This window comes from Pseudomonas sp. SWRI50 (genome assembly GCF_014269095.1).
In the GTDB taxonomy this organism is placed as follows: Bacteria; Pseudomonadota; Gammaproteobacteria; order Pseudomonadales; family Pseudomonadaceae; genus Aquipseudomonas; species Aquipseudomonas kermanshahensis.
In genome coordinates, this window is sequence record NZ_JABWRW010000008.1 from 72439 (window position 1) to 96247 (window position 23809).

Genomic DNA, 23809 nt, shown 5'->3' on the forward strand with positions numbered 1-23809 from the left:
ACCTAGAGGCAGACCCATGACCCAGGAAACCGGCGGATTCGCCGCTCTCGATCTCAATCCGAATATTGTTGCTGCTGTACTGGCTACCGGCTATGAAGAGCCGTCCGCCATTCAGCATCAGTCGATCCCGATCATCCTCGCCGGTCACGACATGATCGGCCAGGCGCAGACTGGCACCGGCAAGACCGCTGCCTTCGCCCTGCCGATCCTCAACAAGATCGACGTGAGCAAGCGCGAACCGCAAGCCCTGATCCTGGCGCCAACCCGTGAGTTGGCGCTGCAAGTTGCTACCGCTTTCGAAACCTACGCCAAGCAGATGCCGGGCGTTAACGTGGTCGCTGTTTACGGTGGTGCCCCGATGGGCCCACAGCTGCGTGCCATCCGTAACGGCGCGCAAATCGTCGTCGCTACCCCAGGCCGTCTGTGCGATCACCTGCGTCGTGACGAAAAAGTCCTGTCGACCGTACAGTACCTGGTACTGGACGAAGCCGACGAGATGCTCAAGCTGGGCTTCATGGATGACCTCGAAGTGATCTTCGACGCAATCCCAGCTAGCCGTCAGACCGTCCTGTTCTCCGCAACCCTGCCGTCGTCGATCCGCTCGATCGCCGAACGTCACCTGCGTGAACCCAAGCACGTCAAGATCCAGAGCAAGACCCAGACCGTTACCGCGATCGATCAGGCTCACCTGATGGTCCATGCCGACCAGAAGATCCCGGCTGTTCTGCGTCTGCTGGAAGTTGAAGAGTTCGATGCGCTGATCGCCTTCGTGCGTACCAAGCAAGCCACCCTGGACCTGGCCGCCGCGCTGGAAGCCAAGGGCTACAAGGCTGCTGCGCTGAACGGCGACATCGCCCAGAACCAGCGTGAGCGCGTCATCGACTCGCTCAAGGATGGCCGCCTGGACATCGTCGTCGCCACCGACGTCGCTGCCCGTGGTCTGGACGTACCGCGCATCACGCACGTGTTCAACGTCGACATGCCGTACGACCCAGAGTCCTACGTTCACCGTATCGGCCGTACCGGCCGTGCCGGTCGCGAAGGCCGTGCACTGCTGCTGGTCACCCCGCGTGAGCGCCGCATGCTGCAAGTGATCGAGCGTGTTACCGGGCAGAAAGTTGCCGAAGCACGCCTGCCCAATGCCCAGGCCGTTCTGGATGCTCGCATCAAGAAACTGACCTCGAGCCTGGCGCCGCTGGTGGCCGAATCGGAAGCCAGCCATGGCGACCTGCTCGACCGCCTGACCACCGACCTGGGTTGCAGCCCGCGTGCCCTGGCTTCGGCCTTGCTGCGCAAAGCCACCAATGGTCAGGCGCTGGACCTGGCTGCCGTAGAGCGCGAGCAGCCGCTGGTACCGGGCGTTGGTGCACCGCGTGAGCGTACCGGTGAGCGTGCCGAGCGTGGCGAGCGCAGTGACCGTGGTGACCGTGAGCGTCGTGCGCCAATGCCGCTGGCTGAAGGCCGCGTGCGTTGCCGTACTGCCCTGGGTGCCCGTGACGGCATCGCTGCCAAGAACCTGTTGGGTGCGATCCTCAACGAAGGCGGCCTGGCCCGTGACGCTATCGGCCGTATCCAGGTACGCGACAGCTTCAGCCTGGTTGAGCTGCCGGAAGATGGCCTGGAGCGTCTGCTGTCCAAGCTCAAGGACACCCGCGTGGCTGGCAAGCAGCTGAAGCTGCGTCGCTACCGCGAAGATTGATCCTGGCGTAATAAAAAAATCCCCGGCCTGAGCTGGGGATTTTTTTTGCCTGAGTGAAGCGCACAAGGCCCCTTGTAGGAGCAGCCTTGCGCTGCGAAGAGGCCAGTGCAAGCAGCGAGCATTCACTGTGCTTGCACCGGCCTCTTCGCAGCACAAGGCTGCTCCTACAGGGGATCTGTGTTTCAGTCGAACCTGTAGATATCCATCCCCAGTGCCCCCAAGGTGAACCCCTGGTGGACGATGCCGAACGTGCCCCCAGCCCCGAGGGCAAAAAACAGCGGTAGCAAATGCTCATCACTGGGATGGTTACGCACCGCAAACGGTGCCGCTTGCCGGTAACCCACCAGCGCATCCCGGTCATCCTCCTGCAGCCGCGCCACCACCCAATCCCGAAACGCCAGCGCCCAAGGTTCTATCACATCCGGCCCGGCGTGCCAGTCCAGTTCGCCTAGGTTATGGGTAATGCTTCCCGAGCCCACCAGCAGTACCCCCTGCGCGCGCAACCCTGCCAGTGCCTGGCCAACCTTGAGCTGCAAGGCAGGCCCTAGCTGACTGGGTAGCGACACCTGGAGCACCGGGATGTTGGCGCCCGGGTACATCAGCGATAACGGCACCCAGGCGCCATGGTCGAACGGCCGGTGCGCATCGGTGCGCGCCGGCAAGCCGGCAGCGCCCAGCAATGCGCACACCTGCTCAGCCAGCGCAGGGGCGCCCGGTGCTGGGTACTGCACGGCATACAGCGCCTGGGGGAAGCCGTGGAAGTCGTGCCAGGTCTCGGGCTGCTGGCTGCCGGTCACCAGCAGCTCACGGCTTTCCCAGTGCGCCGACACCACTACGATCGCCTTGGGTTGCGGCAGGGCATTGGCCAACCCGGCCAGGGCCGGCCCGCTGGCGCCCGGCTGCAGGGCAAGCATGGGGGAACCATGGGAAATGAACAGGCTGGGCAGCATGGTGATGTCCTGAGGGTTAAGATGCAGTCATCTTCGATCAGTTACCGATCGAAATCCAAACCAAGTTTTCTGCGCTATGTATCGAAGCGCTTGATAAGTACAGGAGCACCCATGGAGCCAGCGTTCTGGCACAAACGATGGGCCGACAACCAGATCGGCTTCCATCAAGCGCAGGTCAACCCGTACCTGCAAGCGCACTGGCCAGTGCTGGCGCTGCCGGCTGGCAGCCGTGTGCTGGTGCCGTTGTGTGGCAAGAGCCTGGACCTGGCCTGGCTGGCAGGGCAGGGGCATCGGGTGCTGGGGGTGGAGCTGTCGCGGCGGGCAGTGGAGGGCTTTTTCCAAGAGCACGGGCTTGAGGCTGAAGTCTCGCAGAAGGGCGCGTTCGAGGTTTGGAGAAGCGCCGAGGTGGAGCTGTGGTGCGGGGACTTCTTTGCCTTGCGGGCCGAGGATGTGGCCGATTGCGCGGGGTTCTATGACCGTGCGGCGTTGATTGCTTTACCGCCCGAGATGCGCCTGCGCTACATGCGGCTGTTGGCTGACGTGCTGCCAGCGGGGTGCCAAGGGCTGTTGGTGACGCTGGGTTATGACCAGGCGCTGTTGGCTGGCCCGCCGTTTTCGGTCGCCGATGATGAGGTGCGGCACGGCTTTGCCGGTCGGCAGGTGGAGCCGCTGGCGGTGCTGGAAATCATTGAGCAGAGCCCGAAGTTCGCCCAGGCCGGTGCTACCAGCCTGCTCGAGCGGGTGTATCGCATAGGCCTCTGAAGGGGACCACCCACAAAAAAGGGCGACCGAAGTCGCCCTTTTTTGTTTTTGCTGGGTGGATCATCCGCGACGGCGCAGCGCCTCGATACGGTCTTCCAGCGGCGGGTGGCTCATCAGCAGCCCGGCCAGGCCGTGCTTGAGGCCGCCATTGATGCCGAAGGCCTTCATGGTGTCCGGCATATGGACTGGCAGGCCTTGCTCCACACGCAGGCGCTGCAGGGCGCCGATCATCGCGGCCGTGCCGGCCAGTTGTGCGCCGGCTTCGTCGGCACGGTACTCGCGGCGGCGCGAGAACCACATGACGATCATGCTGGCCAGGATGCCCAGGATCAGCTCGGCAACGATGGTCGCGACGTAGTAAGCAATACCCTGGCCTTCTTCGTTCTTGAAGATGACCTTGTCGACGAAGTTGCCGATGATGCGGGCAAAGAACATCACGAAGGTGTTCACCACGCCCTGCACCAGCGCCAGGGTGACCATGTCACCGTTGGCCACGTGGCCGATCTCGTGGGCCAGCACCGCACGCACTTCATCGGGCGAGAAACGCTCCAGCAGGCCTTGGGACACCGCTACCAGGGCATCGTTGCGGTTCCAGCCGGTGGCGAAGGCGTTGGCCTCGTAGGCCGGGAAGATACCCACTTCGGGCATCTTGATGCCGGCCTCGCGCGACAGCTCCTCGACCGTTTGCAACAGCCACTGTTCGTGGCGGGTGCGCGGCTGGGAGATGATCTGGGTGCCGGTGCTCATCTTCGCCATCCACTTGGAGATGAACAGCGAGACAAGGGAGCCGGCAAAGCCGAACACGGCGCAGAACACCAGCAGGCTGCTGAGGTTGAGGTCGACCCCGTTGGCGGCCATGAACCCGTTGAAACCGAACAGGCTCAGGGTAATGCTTGCAACCAGCACCACCGCGAGGTTGGTGGCTACAAACAACAGAATGCGCATCATGGTTGTTACGTTCTCCTGACGGATGAGTGTGTTGCTTACTGCGGGGTATATAAGGTGCAAGCCGTGCCGATTCAATCGGGCGACTATTTCAAACTGTGTACGGCGGAGTATGGCAGAGGATGCGGTGGGGGCTGTGAGGTAGAGCGTTGCAGGATGTAAGAAACTTTTGGGGCTGCTTTGCAGCCCATTCGCAGCACAACGCTGCTCCTACAGGAGCAGCCTTGTGCTGCGAAGAGGCCTTCACTTACTGCGAATAAGTCCGCAGGAAATTCCCGATCCGCCCGATCGCCGCTTCCAGGTCGTCCACCCGCGGCAAGGTCACCACGCGGAAGTGGTCCGGCCATGGCCAGTTGAACGCTGTACCTTGCACGATCAGTAGTTTTTCCGACAGCAGCAGGTCTAGCGCGAACTTCTCGTCATTGAGGATCGGGCAGACCTTCGGGTCGATCCGCGGGAACGCATAAAGCGCGCCCATCGGCTTCACGCAGCTCACGCCCGGGATGTCGTTGAGCAGCTCGTAGGTGCGGTTGCGCTGCTCCAGCAGGCGGCCTTGTGGCAGCACCAGGTCGTTGATGCTCTGGTAGCCGCCCAGGGCGGTCTGGATGGCATGCTGGGCCGGCACGTTGGCGCACAGGCGCATGTTGGCCAGCATGTCGATGCCTTCGATGTAGCTCTGGGCGTGGTGCTTGGGCCCCGAGATGATCAGCCAGCCGGAACGGAAACCCGCCACCCGGTACGACTTGGACAGGCCGTTGAAGGTCAGGCACAGCAGGTCGGGGGCCAGCGAGGCGGTGCTGATGTGCACGGCTTCGTCGTAGAGGATCTTGTCGTAGATCTCGTCGGAGAACACCACCAGGTTGTGCTGGCGCGCCAGCTCCAGCATGCCCAACAGCAGCTCCTTGGAGTACACCGCGCCGGTCGGGTTGTTCGGGTTGATGATCACCAGGGCCTTGGTGTTCGGGGTGATCTTGGCCTTGATGTCTTCAAGGTCAGGGAACCAGTCGGCCTGTTCGTCGCACAGGTAGTGCACCGGCTTGCCGCCAGCCAGGCTCACTGCGGCGGTCCACAGTGGGTAGTCGGGGGCCGGGATCAGCACTTCGTCGCCGTTGTTGAGCAGCGCCTGCATCGACATGACGATCAGCTCGGACACGCCGTTACCGAGGTAGATGTCCTCGATGGTGACGCCTTCGATTTCCTTCTGCTGGCAGTACTGCATCACCGCCTTGCGCGCGCTGAACAGCCCTTTGGAGTCGCTGTAGCCCTGCGCGGTGGGCAGGTTGCGGATCACATCCTGGAGGATTTCGTCCGGCGCCTCGAAGCCAAACGGCGCCGGGTTGCCGATGTTCAGCTTGAGGATGCGGTGGCCTTCCTCCTCCAGGCGTTTGGCGTGCTTGAGCACTGGGCCGCGAATGTCGTAGCAGACATTGGCGAGCTTGTTCGATTTGCTGAACTGCATGATGGGGTCCCGGTTGAGAATACGCACCGCGCCCTTTCGAAAGGTTTGAAAGGGCAGGAAGCGGGTGCCAGACTGAACGCCTGGCACACGAAGCCAACTAATATACGTGCCACCCGCGTTACGGAAAAGACGGCGCGGGGTGAAATTAAGCCTGTCGAGGTCCCTACATGCAAAAGATCGAGAAGACACTTGAACAATGGCGGTCGATGCTCGACCCCGAGCAGTACCAGGTGTGCCGCCTCAAAGGCACCGAGCGGCCGTTCAGCGGCAAGTACAACAGCGAGCGCCGTGATGGTATCTACCATTGCATCTGCTGCAGCCTGCCGCTGTTCGATGCGCAAACCAAGTTCGATTCCGGTTGCGGCTGGCCGAGCTTCTACGCGCCGATCGAAGACAGCGCGATGATCGAGATTCGCGACACCACCCACGGCATGATCCGCACCGAAGTCACCTGCGCCCGCTGCGATGCGCACCTGGGCCACGTGTTCCCCGACGGGCCACCCCCGACCGGCCTGCGCTATTGCATCAACTCGGTGTGCATCGACCTTCGACCACGTGACTGACCGGAGCCTGAACATGGCTGGATCGATGCTGGACATCCCCTGCGTGACCCTGGGTGGCGAGCACAAGAAGCTCGGTGACTTCCCGGGCAAAGTCCTGTTGGTGGTCAATACCGCCAGCCAGTGCGGCTTTACCCCGCAATACAAAGGCCTGGAGCAGCTGTGGCAGGCCTACCGCGAGCGCGGCCTGGTGGTGCTGGGCTTCCCCTGCAACCAGTTTGGCAAGCAAGAGCCGGGCGAAGCGCGGGACATCGCGCAGTTTTGCGAGCGCAATTTTGGCGTGAGCTTCCCGCTGTTTCGCAAGGTCGAGGTCAACGGGCCGGGTGCTCACCCGCTGTTCGTCGAGCTCAAGCAGCGCGCCCCCGGCTTGCTGGGTAGCCAGAAGATCAAGTGGAACTTCACCAAGTTCCTGGTCGACCCGGCCAGCGGCCAGGTCACGCGCTACGCGCCGACCACCAAGCCGCAGGCACTGGAAGCAGACATCGAGCGCCTGCTCAGCCGCTGATCGGCACCCAGTGCTCGACCAGCGCCAGCAGTTCTTCGCGGCGGAACGGCTTGGCCAGGTAGTCGTTCATGCCCGCCGCCCGGCAGCGTTCGCGCTCTTCGGGCATGGCATTGGCGGTGAGCGCGACGATTGGCAAGTCTGGCCAGCGGCCGCTCTGGCGGATGCGTCGGCTGGCTTCGTAGCCGTCCATCACCGGCATGTTGCAGTCCATCAGCACCAGGTCGAAATCCTCTTGTTCTAGCCACGCCAGGGCCTCGGCGCCCTGGGTAGCCAGCTGTACCTGGCAGCCGAGCTTGGCCAGCATGCCCTTGGCCACCAGTTGGTTCACCGGGTTGTCCTCCACCAGCAGAATCCGTGCACGGCCTTCTTCCGGGGAGGTGTGCGGGTTGGCCAGCGGGTGCTCGGGCTCGTGGCCTTGCAGGATGCGCCGCAGCGTCTGGTACAGCGCGTTGCGCGCCAGTGGCCGGGCCAGCTGGTGCAGCGGTGCAAGGTTGATGGATTGCTCATTGGGCAGGAAATTGCCGTAGGCCGTCACCAGCAGGATGGGCGTCTTCAGTGCAGGGCGCAGTGCCAGCAGGTGCTCCAGGTCGTCGGTGATCAGCAGGTCGAACGCTGCAGTGTGCAGGCCTGCGCTGCTGTCGTGCCGTTGGTACGCCAGGCCCCAGGCGGGCAGCAGGTCTTGCAGCAGCTCATGCAGCCCGCTGCTGGCATCGCTCAGGGCCACCACGCGGCCCTGCAGCGGCGCCGGCGGGATGGCTTCAGTGTGCACGGCCAGTGGCAGCTCTGCGCTGAAGCGGCTGCCAAAGCCTGGTTCGGACTGGATATGCAGGTGCCCCTGCATGGCCTTGCACAGGTTGCGCGTCAGTGCCAGGCCCAGGCCGGTGCCGCCGTACTGGCGGGTGATGCCAGCGCCAGCCTGGGTGAAGGGTTGGAAAATTCGCGCCTGCGCCTCCTCGGGGATGCCGATGCCGGTATCGCGCACTTCCAGGCGCACACCGCCGACAATCGTCACCAGGCGGATGTCGACGCGGCCGAAGCGGGTGAACTTGAGCGCGTTGGACAAGAGGTTGCTGACGATCTGGCGCACCCGTGTCGGGTCGCCGAGCACGCTGCTGGGGAAGTCGCGGGCGATCAGGCAGGTCAGCTCGACGCTTTGCGCGGTGTTCTGCGACAGCAGGTTGGCGGTGTCCTCGACCATCGAGCTCATGTCGAAGGCGATGCGTTCCAGCTCCAGTTGGCCGGCATCGAACTTGGACAGGTCGAGAATATCGTTCAGCAGCTCCACCAGCACCTTGCCCGAGTCGTGGGCGATGGTCATCTGCTGGCGCTGTTCACTGGGCAGCGGGCTGTCCAGGGCCAGGGCGATCATGCCGAGCATGCCGTTGAGCGGGGTGCGGATCTCGTGGCTCATGTTGGCCAGGAAGGCCGCGCGCGCCTGGGCCATGTCCAGGGCCCGGCGCCGGGCTTCTTCGAGCTCTTGGTTGGTCAGGCTCAAGCTGCTGTTGCTGGCCTTGAGCTGGTCGGTGCGCGCCGACACGATGTCTTCCAGCTCGTTCAGGTACTGGGTCAGGCGGTTTTCGGCGTTACGCCGCTGCTCGATCTCGGTGGCCATGCTGACGAACTGCTGGTTGGCGACTTTGACCAGCACGCCGATCTCGTCGTGTTCGTGGCCGTGGGGGCATTCCAGCCGGGTTTGCCGCGGCTTGCGCGGGTCGCTGCCGCTGAGCGCGCCAATCACGGTCACCAGCGGTTTGGTCAGCATCATGTAGAACAGCGCCAGCAGGATCCCGGTCAGCACCAGGCTGCGGGCAAAGCCGTTGAACAAGGTAATGCCGGCGCGGTCGAGGAAGCGGCTGCCGAAGGCGTAGGTATCGACGTCCAGGTACAGGGTGCCCAGGTATTCATTGGGCATATGGGCGAGAAACAGGCGGTCTTGAAGCTGGCGCTGCTCGCCGAACAGGAAGTCGCTGAGCGGGCGGTAGCGGTCTTCGAGGCGCGGGCGCTCGACGTCGGCCAGTACGGTATCGTTGTTGTCGATCAGCCGGGCGCGGATCACGGCTGGCGATTGCAGCAGGCCGCGGGTCAGCTCCAGGGCCAGTTCGGCATCGATGTTGTAGGCGATGCGCGAAGCCGGGTTGTGGCTGATTTGCAGCAGTGCACGCACTTCACGGTTGATGGATGCGTCTTCGCTGGCATAATCGATGCCGATCTGGATGAGACTGAGCAATGTTCCCAGGATGAAGCCGACCAGGACTGTCAGCCGGGCTTGCTTGTATGACAGGCGATTGGTGAACTTGATATCCATGAGTCCCGAGCCGGTTTCACGTCCCTTGCGCTGCGCAAGCATAGCCGAATAGCCCCGGCTGCTGGCGGGTCTGTCTGTTCATTTCAGTTGATCGCCAAGCGGGGGCCGCTGTGCAGCCCTTCGCGGGGCAAGCCCGCTCCTACAGGTACAGCGTAGCCCCTGGCTCTGCGCGGCCCCTGTGGGAGCGGGCTTGCCCCGCGAAGGGACGCACAGCGGCCCCAAAAAACTGAAATTTGTAGGAGTCGTCATGGACGCTCGCTTGATTGCTTTTCTGGACCGCGCCGAATCGGTACTGGCGCGCCTTGAGCCGCTGTTGCCCGCACCACGCCCGGACATCGACTGGCACACCACTTTGGCCGCCCGCTGGCAGCGCGATGGCCGCACCGGTTACCTGATGCCCCTTGAAGTCAGCCTGGACATCCGCCTGAGCGACCTGATCGGGGTCGACCAGCAACGCGACCAGTTGGGCCGCAACACCCATCAGTTCATCAATGGCCTGCCGGCCAACCATGCCTTGCTGTGGGGCTCGCGTGGCACCGGCAAGTCGTCGCTGGTGCGCGCCTTGCTGGCCGAGCACGAAGGTGCCGGCCTGCGCCTGATCGAAATCGAGCGCGACCACCTGGCCGACCTGCCGCGGGTGGTCGAGCAACTGCAAAAACTGCCGCAGCGCTTCATCCTGTTCTGCGACGACCTGTCGTTCGAAGCCGGGGAGGGCGACTACCGGGTGCTCAAGAGTGTGCTCGACGGCTCGCTGGAGCAAGCCCCCGACAATGTCTTGCTGTACGCCACCTCCAACCGTCGCCACCTGGTGCCGGAAAAAGAGAGCGACAACGAGAACTGGAAGCGCGTCGACGGCGAGCTGCACCCCAGCGAAGCCGTGGAAGACAAGATTGCCCTGTCTGACCGCTTTGGCCTGTGGCTGTCGTTCTACCCCTTCACCCAGGACCACTTCCTTAATGTGGTCGAACACTGGATCGGCCAGTTGGCGCGCCCTGCCGGGTTGAACTGGCAGCGTGACGAAGCCCTGGACATCCTCGCCGTGCGCTGGGCCACTGGCCGCGGCAACCGTAATGGCCGTTGTGCCTATCAGTTCGCCCGCTACTGGGTCGGGCTGCAATTGCTGGAGCAAAAGTAAATGATCGACCTCAATGCCAGTGGCGCTGGCCTCGATGGCTATAACCTGCTGGCCGCGCAAGTGCAGGCGCTGTTTGCCGACGAGCGTGACTTCATCGCCAACGCCGCGCAGTTTTCGGCGTTTCTCTATAACCAGGTGGACGACCTGAACTGGGCGGGGTTTTACCTGAACCGCAATGAAGAGCTGGTGCTCGGGCCGTTCCAGGGGCAGGTGGCGTGTGTGCGCATTCCGTTCAGCAAGGGTGTGTGTGGTGCGGCTGCGGCCACCCGGCAAACCCAGCGGGTGGAAGACGTGCATGCGTTCCCGGGGCATATCGCCTGTGACAGCGCATCCAACAGCGAGCTGGTGATTCCGTTGGTGAAGGCGGGCAGGTTGATTGGGGTGCTGGACCTGGACAGCCCGAAGGTGGGGCGCTTCAGTGAGGCGGACCAGGTGGGGTTGGAGCGGTTGGCGGCGATCTTTCTGGAATTGACCGACTGCTGATAATTGGGTTGCCTGTTCCGGCCTCTTCGCGGGCAAGCCCGCTCCCACAGGGGGCGGCGCGGTCCCTGTGGGAGCGGGCTTGCCCGCGAAGAGGCCAGTGCAGGTTTAGCAATCAGTCGTACATCGCCTTCTTCTTCCAGGTCTCTTCCTCGTCGGTCTTGAGCCCGTCGGTCAGTTCGTTGTGCTCGTCCTCCGCCGGCGCCATGCGGTCCATCACCTGGGCGTTAGCCCGTGCCAGCAGTTTCTCCAAGTAGGTCAGCTGCTCTTCATACACCTTCGGCTCTGGCTGCTTGCGCAAATACTGCACACCCCGCTCGAAGGCGAGGCGTGCCTGGCCCGGCTGAGCTTTCTGCAAGGCCTGCTGGCCAAGGTTGTTGAAGAACTCGATGTGCAACAGCACCAGAATATGACGGATCTCCTTAACCCACTGCTTGGCCTCGTTGGCAGGCAGGAAGCCCTCCTGTGCGGCGCGGGCGACCTGCGTGTGCAGCGCTTCGAGCAGAAAACGTACGTCTTTGGCCTTGGCCTCGGTCTGGATCGGGTTAGGCGGGTTGTTCACCGGGATCTTTTCGCCCAGGGCGATCAGGCCCTCCAGCTCGGCGATGCGCGCTTTGAGTTCAGCATTGTGCTTGTCCACCGTCAGCTGGCGCTGGTTGAGGTTCAGCTCCAGGCGGGCCAGCAGCAGCTTGAGGGCCGGTGTCATGAACTGGCCAGGGAAGGTCTCGGTGATTTCGCCGCAGCGGCGCAAGCGGTCGGCCAGCTCGATCTTCAACCGTGCGCGTTCCAGCTTGCTGTTCTCGACCACATTGTTGAGGTAGCCGATCACGATCAGCAACGCGATACCCGCCACGATGAGCAGAGTGATCAGAAGTGGTGTCACCGTTAATGCCTCATGAATAGGTTTGCATTATTGAGTGTAGGCGCGAGCTTGCTCGCGAGAGGCCCTGACAGGCATTCTCTTTTCTATCGGCAAACTGTGCCATGGCTGGATGCTGGCACATTAATGCTGACTTGACGCCAGAAAATCAACGCCAAACCCCTGCGGGCTGCCTGAAACAGCGCTCGGCACACCCGGAAGTCATTGATTTAAATAAATTTCTACAAAGGGGTTGACGCATCTTCGAAGCATCCATAGAATGCGCGCCACTTGCAGCGTAAAGCACACAGCGAAACGCGGCAGGGAGTGAAAGCAGCATGTAAATGCTTGCAGCGTGTCCCCTTCGTCTAGTGGCCTAGGACACCGCCCTTTCACGGCGGTAACAGGGGTTCGAGTCCCCTAGGGGACGCCATATTGCGGGAATAGCTCAGTTGGTAGAGCACGACCTTGCCAAGGTCGGGGTCGCGAGTTCGAGTCTCGTTTCCCGCTCCAGTTTCTCCGGCAACGCTTAACGGCGGGGCAGGAAAAGAAAGCCCAGGTTGAATCGTGAGGTTCAATATCTGGCGCACTGAAAAGTGTTGTGTGTCCCCTTCGTCTAGTGGCCTAGGACACCGCCCTTTCACGGCGGTAACAGGGGTTCGAGTCCCCTAGGGGACGCCATTTGCGGGAATAGCTCAGTTGGTAGAGCACGACCTTGCCAAGGTCGGGGTCGCGAGTTCGAGTCTCGTTTCCCGCTCCAGTTTAAATACTGTGGCGTCTATGCGGTGCAGTGGTGGTGAAGGTCGTCAAGGCGCTTCACGCCGATTAGCGGTAAAGGCTTCACAATGCGGGAATAGCTCAGTTGGTAGAGCACGACCTTGCCAAGGTCGGGGTCGCGAGTTCGAGTCTCGTTTCCCGCTCCATTTATTGATTTGCAGAGGCGTTATTGTTCTGTGGATCATTGAAAATAGACGCTTAGGCGTCTTTTTTCGTTGCATTTAAGTATTCAGTTACAAAAACGCCACTCAATCGAGTGGCGTTTTTTTTTCCAAATAATGCTCAACGTTCGGAGTCCACCAACGTCGCGTCCACGAACGGAAAGACCCTCCAACTTTCCTTATCGTCGAAGCTTACGCGTACGTGGATCCGAAACTGATAAAGTGGCGCAAGCTTCTCGAGGATGGCTTTGTCCAGTGAGCCCAGTGTAATGGTCGTATCCTCGCTTGGCACTTCCATCTCAGTGGCGATCGGCAGTATCACTGCATTCTCCACGTTGCCGCGCTCCACGCCTTCGATCCAGGCACTGATGTACTGCGAGGTGGCGATGTGTGACCAAGTGCCGATTGTGAAGGTGGCGGGGCCGCCGCTGAGGGTATCCAACACCAACAACCCATCTTGGATCTGGTCTGACTGCGTGCGGGGCAGGCCGGTAATCCATTGCACGGCGGTGCGGTGGATCTGCGACGGTTTCTCGCCCTCGACTTGGACGTGGTAGTAGACCTCGACGACCTTGTTCATATGCGGTGCAATGAAGGCCTTGGGGATTGTATATTCTCTGGAACCTGGAGAGACTGGCGTGTCAGTTTCATAGGCAAAGGCAGTGCCAGGAGCCCCCCAATACACACGGGTTTTGGCCCCTTCGATTACTGCTGAAGCCGGTATTAGGACTGTTGCGCCATTGCTCGCATCGACAGGTTTGAGTTCGCTGGAAAACGCGTTTCCAGAGGCTTCCTTGATGCTGGGCGGCGTCCGGGCAGCAACCGGAGTACCCTCAAAATTCAGTGCCACGCTCATCGAACGCTGAAGCGCCGTGCCGGCGCGGTCCTGAACTTCGTACCGAGGGAAATGCATCCCGTTGCCGGATTGGCGTATGAAGTCAGCCGGAAAGCTCACCTCCAGCGGCTTTCCCAAGTCGACCGTTTTTAGTTCACGACGGCCGACCAACTCATTGCCAGCGGGGTCTTGGCTCCAGTACCACATCACCACATCGCCGACCGCAGCACCGATATAAGGCAGTGTTTCGCCTTCGAAACCTGGTGGAATATCTTCAGCGCGAGGCGGTGGCAATGCCCCTATGAGCTGTTGGTCGTTGTTCTGGAAGTAGGCATCAGTGAGTGTGTTCCTGACCACAGCCGGGTTGAAACTGAACAGGGGCGTCTGGCCTAGCGAGGGTGGTGTGGTGTCGATGTTGATGATCAGTTCTTTGGACGGGGTAAGATCGCCGTTGAATAGCGTGACTTCATAGTGGTACTTGTAACGACCATCGCGCAAATAGCGGGTGGGAACTTCAACGAACAGGTCGTTTTCCGCAATCGGGGCAGTCCACGTCTTAGAAGCGACTGGGACCCGCATGGCGGTCCTGGCACTGGCCAGGTCATACAAGACTTCCATGTACAGCGTCAGCGTTTCAGGGTCTTCCTCAGAAGGGTCTGAGAACAGCCATTTGGGGAACTCCACGCGCAGTGGCTTGTAGGTGGCAGCGAACGGTAGTTGATTGCTTGGCGCATCGTCCACGTCCATGAGCAGGGCGGGAATGATGGGGGGTAAATAGAACACCATGTCATTACGCGTACTGCTGCTTTTCGAGCGCTTAGCCGGGGTTGATCGTTTACCGCTGGGCGAGGTGTTTGAAGTGGCCATTGACGGTTCTCCATGGACAAAAAGGGGAGGGTCGCCGACGACCCTCCCCATGAACAAAAATCACCAGTTGTAACGCACCCCGAGATTCACGCCCCAGGGCTGTTCGAGCTTCTCGCCGTTGCTGTAGTCGAAGTCGGCGTGAGCCTGCCATTTGTCGGCCCAGGCCACCGCAACCCCGACACCCACTTCACCGCGCGAGCCTGAAAGGTTGTTGTTGAAATGGTTGCCGTTGACCTTGACCGCATTGTCGTTGGCAAATTCATGCACCCATGCCATCCGCACATAAGGTTGAACCATGCGTGCGTCGTCGACGTTGTAGGTGCGCCCGACAGTAGTCCCGAGCTTGGCCAGCGCTGACTGGGTGTTGCCGCCCTCGGCGCGCATGCCATTGTCCAGGTCGTAGTCTTTCCCTTCGATGACCAGTGCTGACAACTGGGCGAAGGGTTCAACGAAGTAGCCTTGGTCAAATTTCAGATGACGGCCGCCCTCCAGGGAAACACCGACGCCATGGTTGTTGTAGTTGCCTTTGGTTTTCTGGCCGTCGCTGAGGCGTACATCGGAGCTGTTTTCGTAGCGGTTGACCCGTGCCGCAGCATCGAAGTAGTAACCGTTTTGCGGGTCGAGCCAGGTGGTGTATGCACCCAGGTGATAGCTGTCGACATTGGCCGATGTGCCCCGGTCAAGGTTCAGTTCGGAGCTGCTGTAGCCTGCAGTCACACCGGCCAGCCAGTTGCCGTCGCCGATCGGCAGTGGCGTATCGGCACCGAACGAAAAGCCCTGCTGGGCTTGTTGGTAGGCCACACCGGATGCTGCCGAAACGTTGTACTTGTTGGCGAACGTACGTATCCATCCTCCAGCTTTGCCGCTGTTCTGGCGCACTTCGCCCATGCGGCTACGCAGGCTGCCGAGCTCGCCGTACCAGACGGTGGGTGCGCTGTTGAACAGGGCCAGTACCGAGCCTGCAGCAGGGCTTACCTTGCGGGTGGTCAGGTCGAGGTACCAGTCCGTGTTTTCCTTGCTCACCAGGTCATAGGAGAATGTGCCCAAGTCTACCGGGCCGCCCTCCAAGGCAAAGCGGGCATCGCCGTTGGCGGCATGGACCACGTGCAAGCTGCTTTCGGCCACGGGGTCCGTGCCACTGCTGTCGATGCGCAGCGTGTGCTCGCCGGTGGCGCTACCGGTGATGGTGAGCAGGTCCGCTTGGCCGGTGGCAAAGTTACCTTCCATGATGAAGGTGCCGTTGCCGGACAGATTGTCTACTGAAAGCGTATGGAAGTCGCCGGGGTTGCCGAAACGGACGCTACCGCCCGCCATCGCCAGGTTGGCGAGCGTGCTGTCGCCGACGGTAACCCACTGCGCGCCGCTGTCCACTGCCAGCCGCTCTACATTGTCGAGGCGGCCTGTGAGGGTGGCGGAATGTTCGAGCGTTACGCTGGCATTGCCTCCTTGCGCCACGCGCACGTCACCCACCAGGTGCGTGTTGCTGTCACTGACGCGCAAGGTTGCCGTGGCACTGTCGGCAACTTCCAGCAGCACACCATTGCTGGCGCGGAGCTCGGCGCCATTGCGCACCTCGACCTGTGCCGAGGTGGGGCGTCCGGCGCCGCGGCCAACCACTACCGCTGAGCCGTCGCGGCCCTCGACCAGGCTGTTGTCGAGTACCAGCGTGGCAACGCCGCCTGCCGCGCCGGGGGCTTCGCGCATGCGTACGCCGTTTTGTCCACCGCTGACGCTGCTGTCTTTGGCCACCAGTGTGCCGTTGAAGAATTCTGCGCCAACGCTGTTCGCGTCAAGCCCGCGCAGCTCGCTGCGCTCAAGTTCTATTCGACTGTCGTTAATCACGGCGCCGCGGTTGCCACCGTGAAGGATGCTATCCGTGGCCTGGATCAGGGAGCCACGGCCAGCGCTATCTACGGTCGCAGTCACAGCGCGGCCTGCGGCCGTGACCGTGGTGCGGTTCAGGGACGCATTGGCGCCCACCAGTGCTACGCCGATCGCGCCCCTGCTGCCTGGATCGACCTGGGCGTCGTTGAGCACCAACGACGCGCCGGATTCGACATCGACATAGAGCAACGTGGCGTCATTGCCGGTCAGCGTAGCGCCGTTCATGACCCGGTAATTGTCCAGAGGCGCCCCAGGGCTGATAACAGTGTCCTTGGTCACGTTGGTCTGTGCCAGCGCCGGTGTGCCAAGCAGCAAGAGCGGGCCGGCGAGCAAGGTAGGCACGAAGCGAAGCAGCAGGTTGGGCTGGGGCGTTGAGCGATTGGTCATTGAGAGCACCCTGTATTGAAAGTGAGGTCACACACGTGATCCTGAAGGACTCCAACAGTCGATGGATCGGTAGGGTGCCGAGCGTAAATTCCTTGTTTCCGCGAAGATGTAGGAAAACCCCTACATCTCTAAGCGAAAAATCCCACGTTGAATGGCAGGGGAGTAGCTGGCCGTACCCTGTGGGTACGGCCTCGCTAACTACGGCTTGCGTAGGGGCGGCAGTGGGCAAGAACTGGAACCGGATGCCAGGCTGAGCCGTTGCACCGCCCAATCGGACGTGATCGAGTCGTCTTCCTTGGCGTAGCGGAAGCGCGCCCGAGCCCTGATGGATACCGAAGGGTTGAATGTCGGGAGCAAGCGCTCTGCATAAGGTTCGATGTGCCAGGTGAAACCACCGATGTTATCGGGGTCCAGTGTGATGGTTTTGCTTTCGGCGGCGCCGGGCACAGGCCTGGAACCATCGTTGTCACTGCTACCAATCCAGGGTTCCCAGTGCATGGTCACACGATCACCGACCTTCAGATCGTTGCTTAGATCTGGAATCTTCACCCTAAGTGACAATGGCGCGCCTGGATTGGCCGGGTCTGCCAAAGAGCCGCAGTTCAGCCAATTGTTCTCGATGCCCTCATAGCCGGGCAGCGGCAGGATGAGTTCAATGGCATCCACATTCACCGATTGCGGTACGGAATACTGTTCATTCAGGGCAGCGATGTCGGCACGTACGGTGTAGTAAACCTTGACGTCAGGTTTATTGCCGGCCTGCAGGATGTACTTCCAGGGGATATCGATCGAAATGGGATCAGGGTCGTTGGTATCGACCTCGTATTCTTTCTCGCTGACCCGCACGTCATCCCAGTAAAAGTCCACATACTGCCCGCTCAGGATGTTCTGGTAGTGGGCAAATGTCAGGGTGGCATCCTGCTCTTTGTCAGCGCGTGTCAGGACGTTGTCGGTGTTAGATACCTTCCCGCGAATGGTCGGTGCCACGAGCTGATCGTTGACGGGGTTAGGCCATCTGTCGTCGGGGTCGGGGCGCTCAGGCCCGACCACGCTGAAATCGACCTCGACGGCCACCGACAAGGGGGCAGCAGGGAAAGGCACCTCGCCGCGCAATACCTGATAACTGACCGTCGTCGTCAGCGGGCCTGCAGCGGTACCGAACTCACGGCGCAGTACCGGGTTAGGGACATGTACGGTTATTTTATCTTTAACCCCCACGGTCTCCGGGGCCAGCACGGAGTTACCCCAGCGGACCACAACGCGATCATTCTCGCGCGCGTGCTCGTATCGATCGATCTCCACGGTAACGCCTTGGATCGCGTCCTTCAGGTCGATAAGGTTATCGCGTTGAGCCAGGGGCACTGTGGGAAGTTTGAGGTTATCGGGCAAATCACCCAATACCACATTCAGCGTAATAGGAAGGGACAGTCGACTTTTATTACCAGCCCTGTCCCAAAGGTAATAGGCCACATGGTATTTGCCGTCCCCATTGTACGTGAAGTGGTGAGCTGGAATCACCACGGACCTGTCAGTAGGTACAATACCCTTGTCGACAGGGTTGTCGAAATCGTCGCCTTCTTCTGGCCAGCGGTCGAGGAAATACAGTTCGTAGGTATCGCCCTCGCCGGCGTGGGGGTCGACAGGGAGGGTGCCTTGCACGCCGGCACCCAGGTTCGAATCATCAATGACCAGCGCGGTAAACAATACGCCCTCGGGCTGAGCGTCCCTTCCCCACGGCGGCAGGCTGTCGCAAATAAGTGAGCGAGGAGTGGAAAAAGTAGGTTGACCCACAAAGTTGATATGACGGTAACGGACGTGAACGGTGCCGTTTGCAGGAAGTTCGTTCTGAGGGATGTGCATGGGGTAGGGGAAGATCGAACCGTCGGTAGGCCCGTTGAATGTTTCGAAGGCGACATCTTGATAGCCGGACTCGGTGTCTCCCGTTTTGGAAAGTTGCAGGTATACATACTCTGTATCGCCATCTTCAGGTAACAACTGCCAACTGGGAATGGTGACCTCAAGGTCGCTGTCCAATGCTTTGCGTGCCAACGTGCCGTCGGGGTGAACCATGTCTTTTACCTCCACAGGCTGCAGAGGCTGGTTGGTGTTTTTACGTGTTGCGTATTCATCAAGGCGTGATTGCCTGGCTTGTTCGCGTGCAGTGCGGTAATCAAGGCGAACTTGTTCGGCGGTGTTGCGTGGGTTGGATGAAGCGAGTGGTGTGCTCATGGTTTTGCTCCATTCGACTGGCGGGTGGATGCGTGGGCAGATACGTGTGTGGCGTACTCAATGTCGTTGAAGATAGTTTTAATGTCGTATAGATGATGTTGCGTTTGAAATTAGCTGGGCATCGAATAGTCGATGAGAGCGGCTTGCCAGTTCCTCACCAAACTCTGGGATGGCTATGGGGATTCTTATTTGTGGTATTATTCTTTCCGAGAAGCTAGCATATTCGGCCGCTTCGACGGAGTAGCTACCTATCCGAGTTCCAAGGACTCTGTTGAACCCATACCGCATGAATTTTGGCATGCCCATCCCTATTCTGTTCGCATGGTGGCTTAGCCATTTTGGTGAATGTTGGGCCAGTGCCTTAAACCCTTGTCCCATACCCTGTCTAGCCGCATTAATTGCCCCTGGTAGATAGGTCGCAGCCGCTGCAATCCCTGTCCAGAGCGCAATGTCACCCGCTAGTTGATTATTAGGATCCGCCAAGCTAATACCCCCGGCGACCGTTGAAGCGGTCGCAAGTGAGGCGGCAGTGACCTTGAGTAATGCCGCCGCAGCAAATGCCGCGGGTGTGGCTGCGCCGGCGGTAGCCACCACGGCTACCGCCACGGTAACAGCCGTGATCACAACGCCGATGCCGTAAGCGATCCAGAGCCCGATCGTTCTCCACGTCGTCGACCCGTCGCCCACCGTCCCGTTGTTTGGGTCGTCTTCATAGACTTCGCGCAACCGACCGCTCCATCCGATAGCAGACGCCCCGGTCGGGTCGCGGAAGTTGACGGGGTTGCCTTGGCAATAGGCGTAATAGTTCAATCCGCCATCGCCGAACGGGCTTTGAACATCTGGGCTATGGAAGCGCATCAGTGCTGGGTTGTAGGCACGATAACCATTGCCGAGCAGATACCAGCCACTGTCAGCGTCCACTACCTCGCCGTTGTACCCCAGCCCTGCGCGAAGCGGTTCGGTGAGGTTCACAGGCTGAGCACCGTACGCCGTGTAGGCCGCGTAACGATGGTCACCTGCCAGGCTTTCGGCGATGACGCTGTGGCTGGCGTTCGTCTGTAACAACAGCGGCGCCTTGCCGTCATTGCTCTGCTGCGCCAACGGCCAGTCGCCAAGGTGGCAGTACAGGCTGTTCAGGCTGCCACGCACGGCAAGGCGTAGGCGGTCGCCGTCGAACAACAGCATGGTCTCTTCACCGCTGGCATCCTGCTTGCCCTGCAGGTGCCCGAAACCGTCGTAGCGGTAGCGGGTGGCATCGACCGAGAGCAGCTTGTTGCGGCTGTCATACGTCAGCGTGCGCCCGCGTTCGTCACTGATCAGGTTGCCATTGGTATCGTAGCGCAGCACCGAGTTGCCGGTGGGGCGTGCCGGGGTGTACTCGATGCGTCGCAGTTGGCAGGGGTCGTTGGCGGCGTAGACGTACCTTGCGCGTTCCTGGCGTGAACCATCCGCATATTGAGTGACAGTCGTGCTGACGTTGTCATAAGCATCCATCACGAACGTCTGCGATTTGATCGGTCGCCCCAGGGCATCACGTGGCAATTGCGTGCCTTCGCATTTATGAGTGGTAAGGCGGCTTCGCCTGTCATAGACGAAGGTTTCCCTGAGCAAGACCTGGTTGTTTTCGGTCAGCTCGCGGCAGGTCAGCAAGTCGTCTTCGCCCCACTTCTGTACCTGGAGACGGTCCGGTCGGCCGGCCTGTCGCCAGGTTCTTCGGCACTCTCGGTCTCGGTGGTCATAGGTGAGTTCAGTCACCAACTCTGCGGACGTGACGGTATCAAGGGTGGTGATGCGCGACAGCCGAGCGAGCTTGTTATACGCGTGGTCGACCTTCACTGCCCCTTGTACCGTAGTGGCCAGTCGACCATAACAATCGTAACTGTGCCGAGTGGTGATGCCATTGGCTTCAATGCTTTGCAGCAGCCGGTCGTCGAGGGAACTGAGGTATTTTCGCGACTTGGTCGTTGCGTCTTGCGGGTTGACCCAGCGCTCTTCAACGATCTGATTGGCGATGTTGTAGTCGTAACTGCGACCACTCTCAGCATTATCAGCGGTTGTAATACGGGCACTCACCGGGTTGAAGGCAAAAACGTTTTCCTCATCCTCAGCGACGCTGGAGGTCGGCTCTGTGGTAAGCGCCAGGTTGTAGTCATAGAGGACCCTGGCGCCTGCCGCCGTTTTGTGCTCGCGGGGTTGCGATTCGCCGCCACGGTAGTAGAAGTACTCGGTTCGCGGACCGGTTCGGCTGAGGCCCAACCGATCAAGGCCATCGAACCAGCGCTCGCCAATCTGACAGGGGGGAAGGTTAGCATTGTCAGGGACGACGGTGATGCCGGTGGGCAGGTCTGCTTCGGTATGAGGGGCGTAGTCGCGTTCGACGCGGGTGCCATCCGCCAACTGGGTGCTGATCATCCTTCCCCAGCCGTCATAGCTGTAATCGGTAGCATACAACCGCTCATCGAGCTCACTTACACATCGGCCCAGGCCATCGTACGCGTAAGTTCGGGTCACGCACTGCACACCCGATGCGTCAAGGCGGAGGGTGCGCTGGGGTTTTTCGAACAGGTTCTGCCAGACCTGTTCCCAGTCACGGATGATCTTGTCCGCTCCTTTACCCACCTGCCGCCAGCGTGTCACGATCGGGCCACCCGGATGCTCGCGGCTACCGAGGGGGCTGGTGACTTCGTAAACACGCACGGCATCTGATCCGATCGCTGTTGCGTCCACCCCTTCAGGGCCGATGACGCAGCATTGCTGGCCCCACTCGTCATACTCGAAGTATTGGGTCAGGTCGCGGCTTCCTTGCGCGTGGAGCCAGTCCGAGCGCGTTTCTGATGCGCGTTGGCCGAGCGCGTCGTAACGTAGAGTATGGGTGGTGTGAAAGCGTTGTGGGTAACCCTCGTATACGTTGTCGCGACGCTCTTCCACGACCCTGGCGAGGCCATCGACCAAGGTCACGGTCTTTACCTTGCGTGCGTTGGTCAACGTCTGGGAGGTGTGTTTGTCAGTTGAGTTGGCGAAGGTATAGGCATACTCGCGCACGGCTTCGAAGGCAGTGCCGGGTGCCACGGTTTCCTTGGTTACCCTCAGCAGTGGGTCGTACTCGTAGCAGGTGTCTAAGCCGTTTTCGTTGCGTACCAGCAGGGGTTTGCCATGCTGCAATGAGCGTTGGTCCAGGGTGCTGCGACGGGTGCCGTCATAGCCGATCAGTACCTGCTCCGTCTGCAGGACGGGTCGGCCTGCGTCGGGTCCATCGACCTGGGTGAAGTGCCACTGCGTGACGGTTTCCAAGCCATTGCACACTTTGACCTGCATGTAACGGCGGCCATGCAGCAGCAGATCACCGGCTGAATTTGCATAGTAGTAACGGGCCTGCGAAAGAACCTGTTCGGTGTCGGTTTGTTCGGTCAGGGTCTCACTATGCACGGCATGCCACTGCTGTTTGTGCCAGGCGTGGTCCGGATTGGTTTCGTCGTGTTCGGGATCGTTCAAGCGCGGCAGGGTGAGGTAGCGATAACGCTCGTATTGCACCCTTGCTGGCGTGTCCCCCAGCGCGGGCGCAGGCGTGGTGGTTTTTTGCTTGAGGTGACGGACAAAGCCTTCTGGGTCAGCCGGGCAGCCTTCTTCACCCGCGGCGGAATACCATTCGAAACGTTCGATCACCCCATTGGCGAGTTTTTTTGTGCGTATGTTTCCGTGGTTATCGTATGTCGTTTCGATGTACTCGCTGCGGGGCGGGCAAGTATTGTCGAGAAGGCGCCAGCGACGTTGCTCCTTGGTAATGAGCTGGCAGGTGGCGGGCTGCTGATCGAATGGCTTGTCGTCAATAGAGGCGTATTCATTGAGCACCTCAGCCACCGAATTGCCTTGGGTGGTGATTTCTGCAGTCTGCAGATGAAATCGATTGAAGCGGCGCTCGACCGTGCGAACAACATTGCCGTTGACCCTGGCCTGTTCCTGCGAGCGATACTCGTACGGACCGACGTACTTGTAGAGGTTGTCTCGGCCTGAATCGTCCCAGCCGATGTTGGTGCCGCTGCCGATGAAACTGTGGTTACGAAACACGCCGCCTGCGTCCATGAAGCCGTAGGTGTAAGTGACTTCCATGGGCGGCTGGCCGAAGCGTGGTTCGATGCGGTGACGGGTCACCCGCGGTAAGTTTTGGCGGATATTGCCTGGGAACGGATGACCGCCATCTTCGTATGACAGGTATTCTCTAGCGCCGGTGGGCGTATGAACGGTATCCAGGCAGAGAATGCCGAGCACGTTTCGATACCTGAATTGCCACGTGGCGGGTTCATCACCCGGCAGCGTGATTTGGCTGACCCAATTCTCGATGCCCTCCAACACCATGGTGTAACGCAAGCGCGATGTGGCCGTACCCTTGGTAAAAGGCAAGTAGTCGAATGTCACCTGGCCGCCCGATCGTTCAACTTTCAACAAGGGTTCCTGGCCACTGTCCTTTATGGTGTTGACGACATAGTCATCGCCTTGGAAATGTGTGTAGGTCAAATACAACTTGCGGCCATTCGGTGAGTGAATCTCCACCGGAAGTGCAGTGCTTTTTCCATGCACCTGAAGGATCTCGACCACGCCCGAACGGTGCATCACTCGAAACCGCGTGACCTTGTCCAGGCTGTCTTTGCCCTCTTTATAGACATTGAAGCTGGTCAACTTTTGTTCTCTCACGCCCAGGCGTTGCCCCGAACTACTGTCTGTCAATTGGAAGGACTCACCGGTGCTCAGGGACAACATCTGATTCTGGGTCGAATACTGTGACAGGTTTAAGTTCCACCCTTTTCCGTAGCCAGAGTCCGCCTGGTTTAAAGGGTTGAAGTCAAGGTTCAAGGTAAGCGATGGCTCACATTGGCGGTTGCCGAGCAGTGCGGGAAGTTCGACCGACAACGTGTACTGCCCCGTGCGCGGATCTACCCCATTTTTCATGAAACTTAGAAAGTTCATCGCGTTGGAATGCAGTGACAGATTGGTCGACATTTTGAAGTAACCCCC

General features: G+C 60.4%; 15 protein-coding genes and 5 tRNA genes. 11 read left to right on the forward strand and 9 right to left on the reverse strand.

Annotation, left to right across the window (positions count from 1 at the left end):
* Positions 1 to 16: 16 nt before the first annotated feature.
* On the forward strand, positions 17 to 1699 hold the full coding sequence (locus HU750_RS11245) for a DEAD/DEAH box helicase (protein ID WP_027596046.1): 1683 nt from the start codon (positions 17 to 19) through the stop codon (positions 1697 to 1699).
* Positions 1700 to 1881: 182 nt separating this feature from the next.
* On the opposite strand, the gene HU750_RS11250 is transcribed toward HU750_RS11245, so the two are convergent.
* Complete coding sequence (locus tag HU750_RS11250; RefSeq protein WP_186679542.1) at positions 1882 to 2649, reverse strand: DODA-type extradiol aromatic ring-opening family dioxygenase; 768 nt, start codon at positions 2647 to 2649, stop codon at positions 1882 to 1884.
* A gap of 111 nt (positions 2650 to 2760) precedes the next feature.
* On the opposite strand from HU750_RS11250, the gene HU750_RS11255 reads away from it, so the two are divergent.
* A complete protein-coding gene (locus tag HU750_RS11255; protein WP_186679545.1) occupies positions 2761 to 3411 on the forward strand; it encodes a thiopurine S-methyltransferase in 651 nt (216 codons plus the stop codon).
* 60 nt (positions 3412 to 3471) lie between these two features.
* On the opposite strand, the gene htpX is transcribed toward HU750_RS11255, so the two are convergent.
* Positions 3472 to 4359: a protease HtpX gene (gene htpX / locus HU750_RS11260; RefSeq protein ID WP_016715101.1), complete on the reverse strand. Its 888-nt coding sequence runs from the start codon at positions 4357 to 4359 to the stop codon at positions 3472 to 3474.
* A 244-nt stretch (positions 4360 to 4603) separates the two neighbouring features.
* Complete coding sequence (locus tag HU750_RS11265) at positions 4604 to 5815, reverse strand: pyridoxal phosphate-dependent aminotransferase (RefSeq protein WP_085273706.1); 1212 nt, start codon at positions 5813 to 5815, stop codon at positions 4604 to 4606.
* A gap of 167 nt (positions 5816 to 5982) precedes the next feature.
* On the opposite strand from HU750_RS11265, the gene msrB reads away from it, so the two are divergent.
* Both msrB and HU750_RS11275 read left to right on the forward strand, forming a co-directional pair.
* Entirely contained in the window at positions 5983 to 6378 is a 396-nt protein-coding gene (gene msrB, locus HU750_RS11270) for a peptide-methionine (R)-S-oxide reductase MsrB (protein WP_027596050.1), read from the forward strand.
* A gap of 13 nt (positions 6379 to 6391) precedes the next feature.
* Positions 6392 to 6880 (forward strand): glutathione peroxidase, encoded by a 489-nt coding sequence (locus HU750_RS11275; protein WP_027596051.1) that lies wholly within the window; start codon positions 6392 to 6394, stop codon positions 6878 to 6880.
* Here HU750_RS11275 and HU750_RS11280 read toward each other — a convergent pair.
* Positions 6870 to 9227, reverse strand: coding sequence for a hybrid sensor histidine kinase/response regulator (locus tag HU750_RS11280; RefSeq protein ID WP_186679548.1), 2358 nt, complete (start codon positions 9225 to 9227; stop codon positions 6870 to 6872). The two genes, HU750_RS11275 and HU750_RS11280, sit on opposite strands and share 11 nt — an antisense overlap.
* A 205-nt stretch (positions 9228 to 9432) precedes the next feature.
* On the opposite strand from HU750_RS11280, the gene HU750_RS11285 reads away from it, so the two are divergent.
* Both HU750_RS11285 and msrC read left to right on the forward strand, forming a co-directional pair.
* Positions 9433 to 10320 (forward strand): ATP-binding protein, encoded by an 888-nt coding sequence (locus tag HU750_RS11285; RefSeq protein ID WP_027596053.1) that lies wholly within the window; start codon positions 9433 to 9435, stop codon positions 10318 to 10320.
* Positions 10321 to 10803 carry a free L-methionine (R)-S-oxide reductase MsrC gene (gene msrC, locus HU750_RS11290; RefSeq protein ID WP_027596054.1) on the forward strand — a complete coding sequence of 161 codons (483 nt, stop codon included), beginning with the start codon at positions 10321 to 10323 and terminating at the stop codon, positions 10801 to 10803.
* 112 nt (positions 10804 to 10915) lie between these two features.
* Here msrC and HU750_RS11295 read toward each other — a convergent pair whose 3' ends face one another.
* Positions 10916 to 11683: a hypothetical protein gene (locus HU750_RS11295; RefSeq protein WP_186679551.1), complete on the reverse strand. Its 768-nt coding sequence runs from the start codon at positions 11681 to 11683 to the stop codon at positions 10916 to 10918.
* A gap of 333 nt (positions 11684 to 12016) precedes the next feature.
* Here HU750_RS11295 and HU750_RS11300 point away from each other — a divergent pair.
* From HU750_RS11300 to HU750_RS11320, 5 genes are all read left to right on the forward strand, one after another.
* Positions 12017 to 12092, forward strand: a tRNA-Glu gene (locus tag HU750_RS11300).
* A gap of 4 nt (positions 12093 to 12096) precedes the next feature.
* A tRNA-Gly gene (locus HU750_RS11305) sits at positions 12097 to 12172 on the forward strand.
* Between the two features lie 92 nt (positions 12173 to 12264).
* Positions 12265 to 12340 (forward strand) — tRNA-Glu (locus tag HU750_RS11310).
* A 3-nt stretch (positions 12341 to 12343) separates the two neighbouring features.
* A tRNA-Gly gene (locus HU750_RS11315) sits at positions 12344 to 12419 on the forward strand.
* A gap of 87 nt (positions 12420 to 12506) precedes the next feature.
* Positions 12507 to 12582 (forward strand) — tRNA-Gly (locus HU750_RS11320).
* Positions 12583 to 12718: 136 nt separating this feature from the next.
* Here HU750_RS11320 and HU750_RS11325 read toward each other — a convergent pair.
* The 4 genes from HU750_RS11325 to HU750_RS11340 form a co-directional block, all read right to left on the reverse strand.
* On the reverse strand, positions 12719 to 14299 hold the full coding sequence (locus tag HU750_RS11325) for a hypothetical protein (RefSeq protein ID WP_186679553.1): 1581 nt from the start codon (positions 14297 to 14299) through the stop codon (positions 12719 to 12721).
* A 60-nt stretch (positions 14300 to 14359) separates the two neighbouring features.
* Positions 14360 to 16570 carry an autotransporter outer membrane beta-barrel domain-containing protein gene (locus tag HU750_RS11330; protein WP_186679555.1) on the reverse strand — a complete coding sequence of 737 codons (2211 nt, stop codon included), beginning with the start codon at positions 16568 to 16570 and terminating at the stop codon, positions 14360 to 14362.
* Positions 16571 to 16768: 198 nt separating this feature from the next.
* Positions 16769 to 18799, reverse strand: coding sequence for a hypothetical protein (locus HU750_RS11335; RefSeq protein WP_186679557.1), 2031 nt, complete (start codon positions 18797 to 18799; stop codon positions 16769 to 16771).
* A gap of 78 nt (positions 18800 to 18877) precedes the next feature.
* Entirely contained in the window at positions 18878 to 23794 is a 4917-nt protein-coding gene (locus tag HU750_RS11340; RefSeq protein ID WP_186679559.1) for an RHS repeat-associated core domain-containing protein, read from the reverse strand.
* Positions 23795 to 23809: the final 15 nt, after the last annotated feature.

Bases quoted from the DNA above. Each gene is read 5' to 3' on its own strand.
- HU750_RS11340 (WP_186679559.1), bottom strand. From the start codon at position 23,794: ATGTCGACCAATCTGTCACTGCATTCCAACGCGATGAACTTTCTAAGT.
- htpX (WP_016715101.1), bottom strand. From the start codon at position 4,359: ATGATGCGCATTCTGTTGTTTGTAGCCACCAACCTCGCGGTGGTGCTG.
- msrC (WP_027596054.1), top strand. From the start codon at position 10,321: ATGATCGACCTCAATGCCAGTGGCGCTGGCCTCGATGGCTATAACCTG.
- HU750_RS11255 (WP_186679545.1), top strand. From the start codon at position 2,761: ATGGAGCCAGCGTTCTGGCACAAACGATGGGCCGACAACCAGATCGGC.
- HU750_RS11245 (WP_027596046.1), top strand. From the start codon at position 17: ATGACCCAGGAAACCGGCGGATTCGCCGCTCTCGATCTCAATCCGAAT.
- HU750_RS11265 (WP_085273706.1), bottom strand. From the start codon at position 5,815: ATGCAGTTCAGCAAATCGAACAAGCTCGCCAATGTCTGCTACGACATT.
- HU750_RS11280 (WP_186679548.1), bottom strand. From the start codon at position 9,227: ATGCTTGCGCAGCGCAAGGGACGTGAAACCGGCTCGGGACTCATGGAT.
- msrB (WP_027596050.1), top strand. From the start codon at position 5,983: ATGCAAAAGATCGAGAAGACACTTGAACAATGGCGGTCGATGCTCGAC.
- HU750_RS11285 (WP_027596053.1), top strand. From the start codon at position 9,433: ATGGACGCTCGCTTGATTGCTTTTCTGGACCGCGCCGAATCGGTACTG.
- HU750_RS11335 (WP_186679557.1), bottom strand. From the start codon at position 18,799: ATGAGCACACCACTCGCTTCATCCAACCCACGCAACACCGCCGAACAA.
- HU750_RS11325 (WP_186679553.1), bottom strand. From the start codon at position 14,299: ATGGCCACTTCAAACACCTCGCCCAGCGGTAAACGATCAACCCCGGCT.
- HU750_RS11330 (WP_186679555.1), bottom strand. From the start codon at position 16,570: ATGACCAATCGCTCAACGCCCCAGCCCAACCTGCTGCTTCGCTTCGTG.
- HU750_RS11250 (WP_186679542.1), bottom strand. From the start codon at position 2,649: ATGCTGCCCAGCCTGTTCATTTCCCATGGTTCCCCCATGCTTGCCCTG.
- HU750_RS11275 (WP_027596051.1), top strand. From the start codon at position 6,392: ATGGCTGGATCGATGCTGGACATCCCCTGCGTGACCCTGGGTGGCGAG.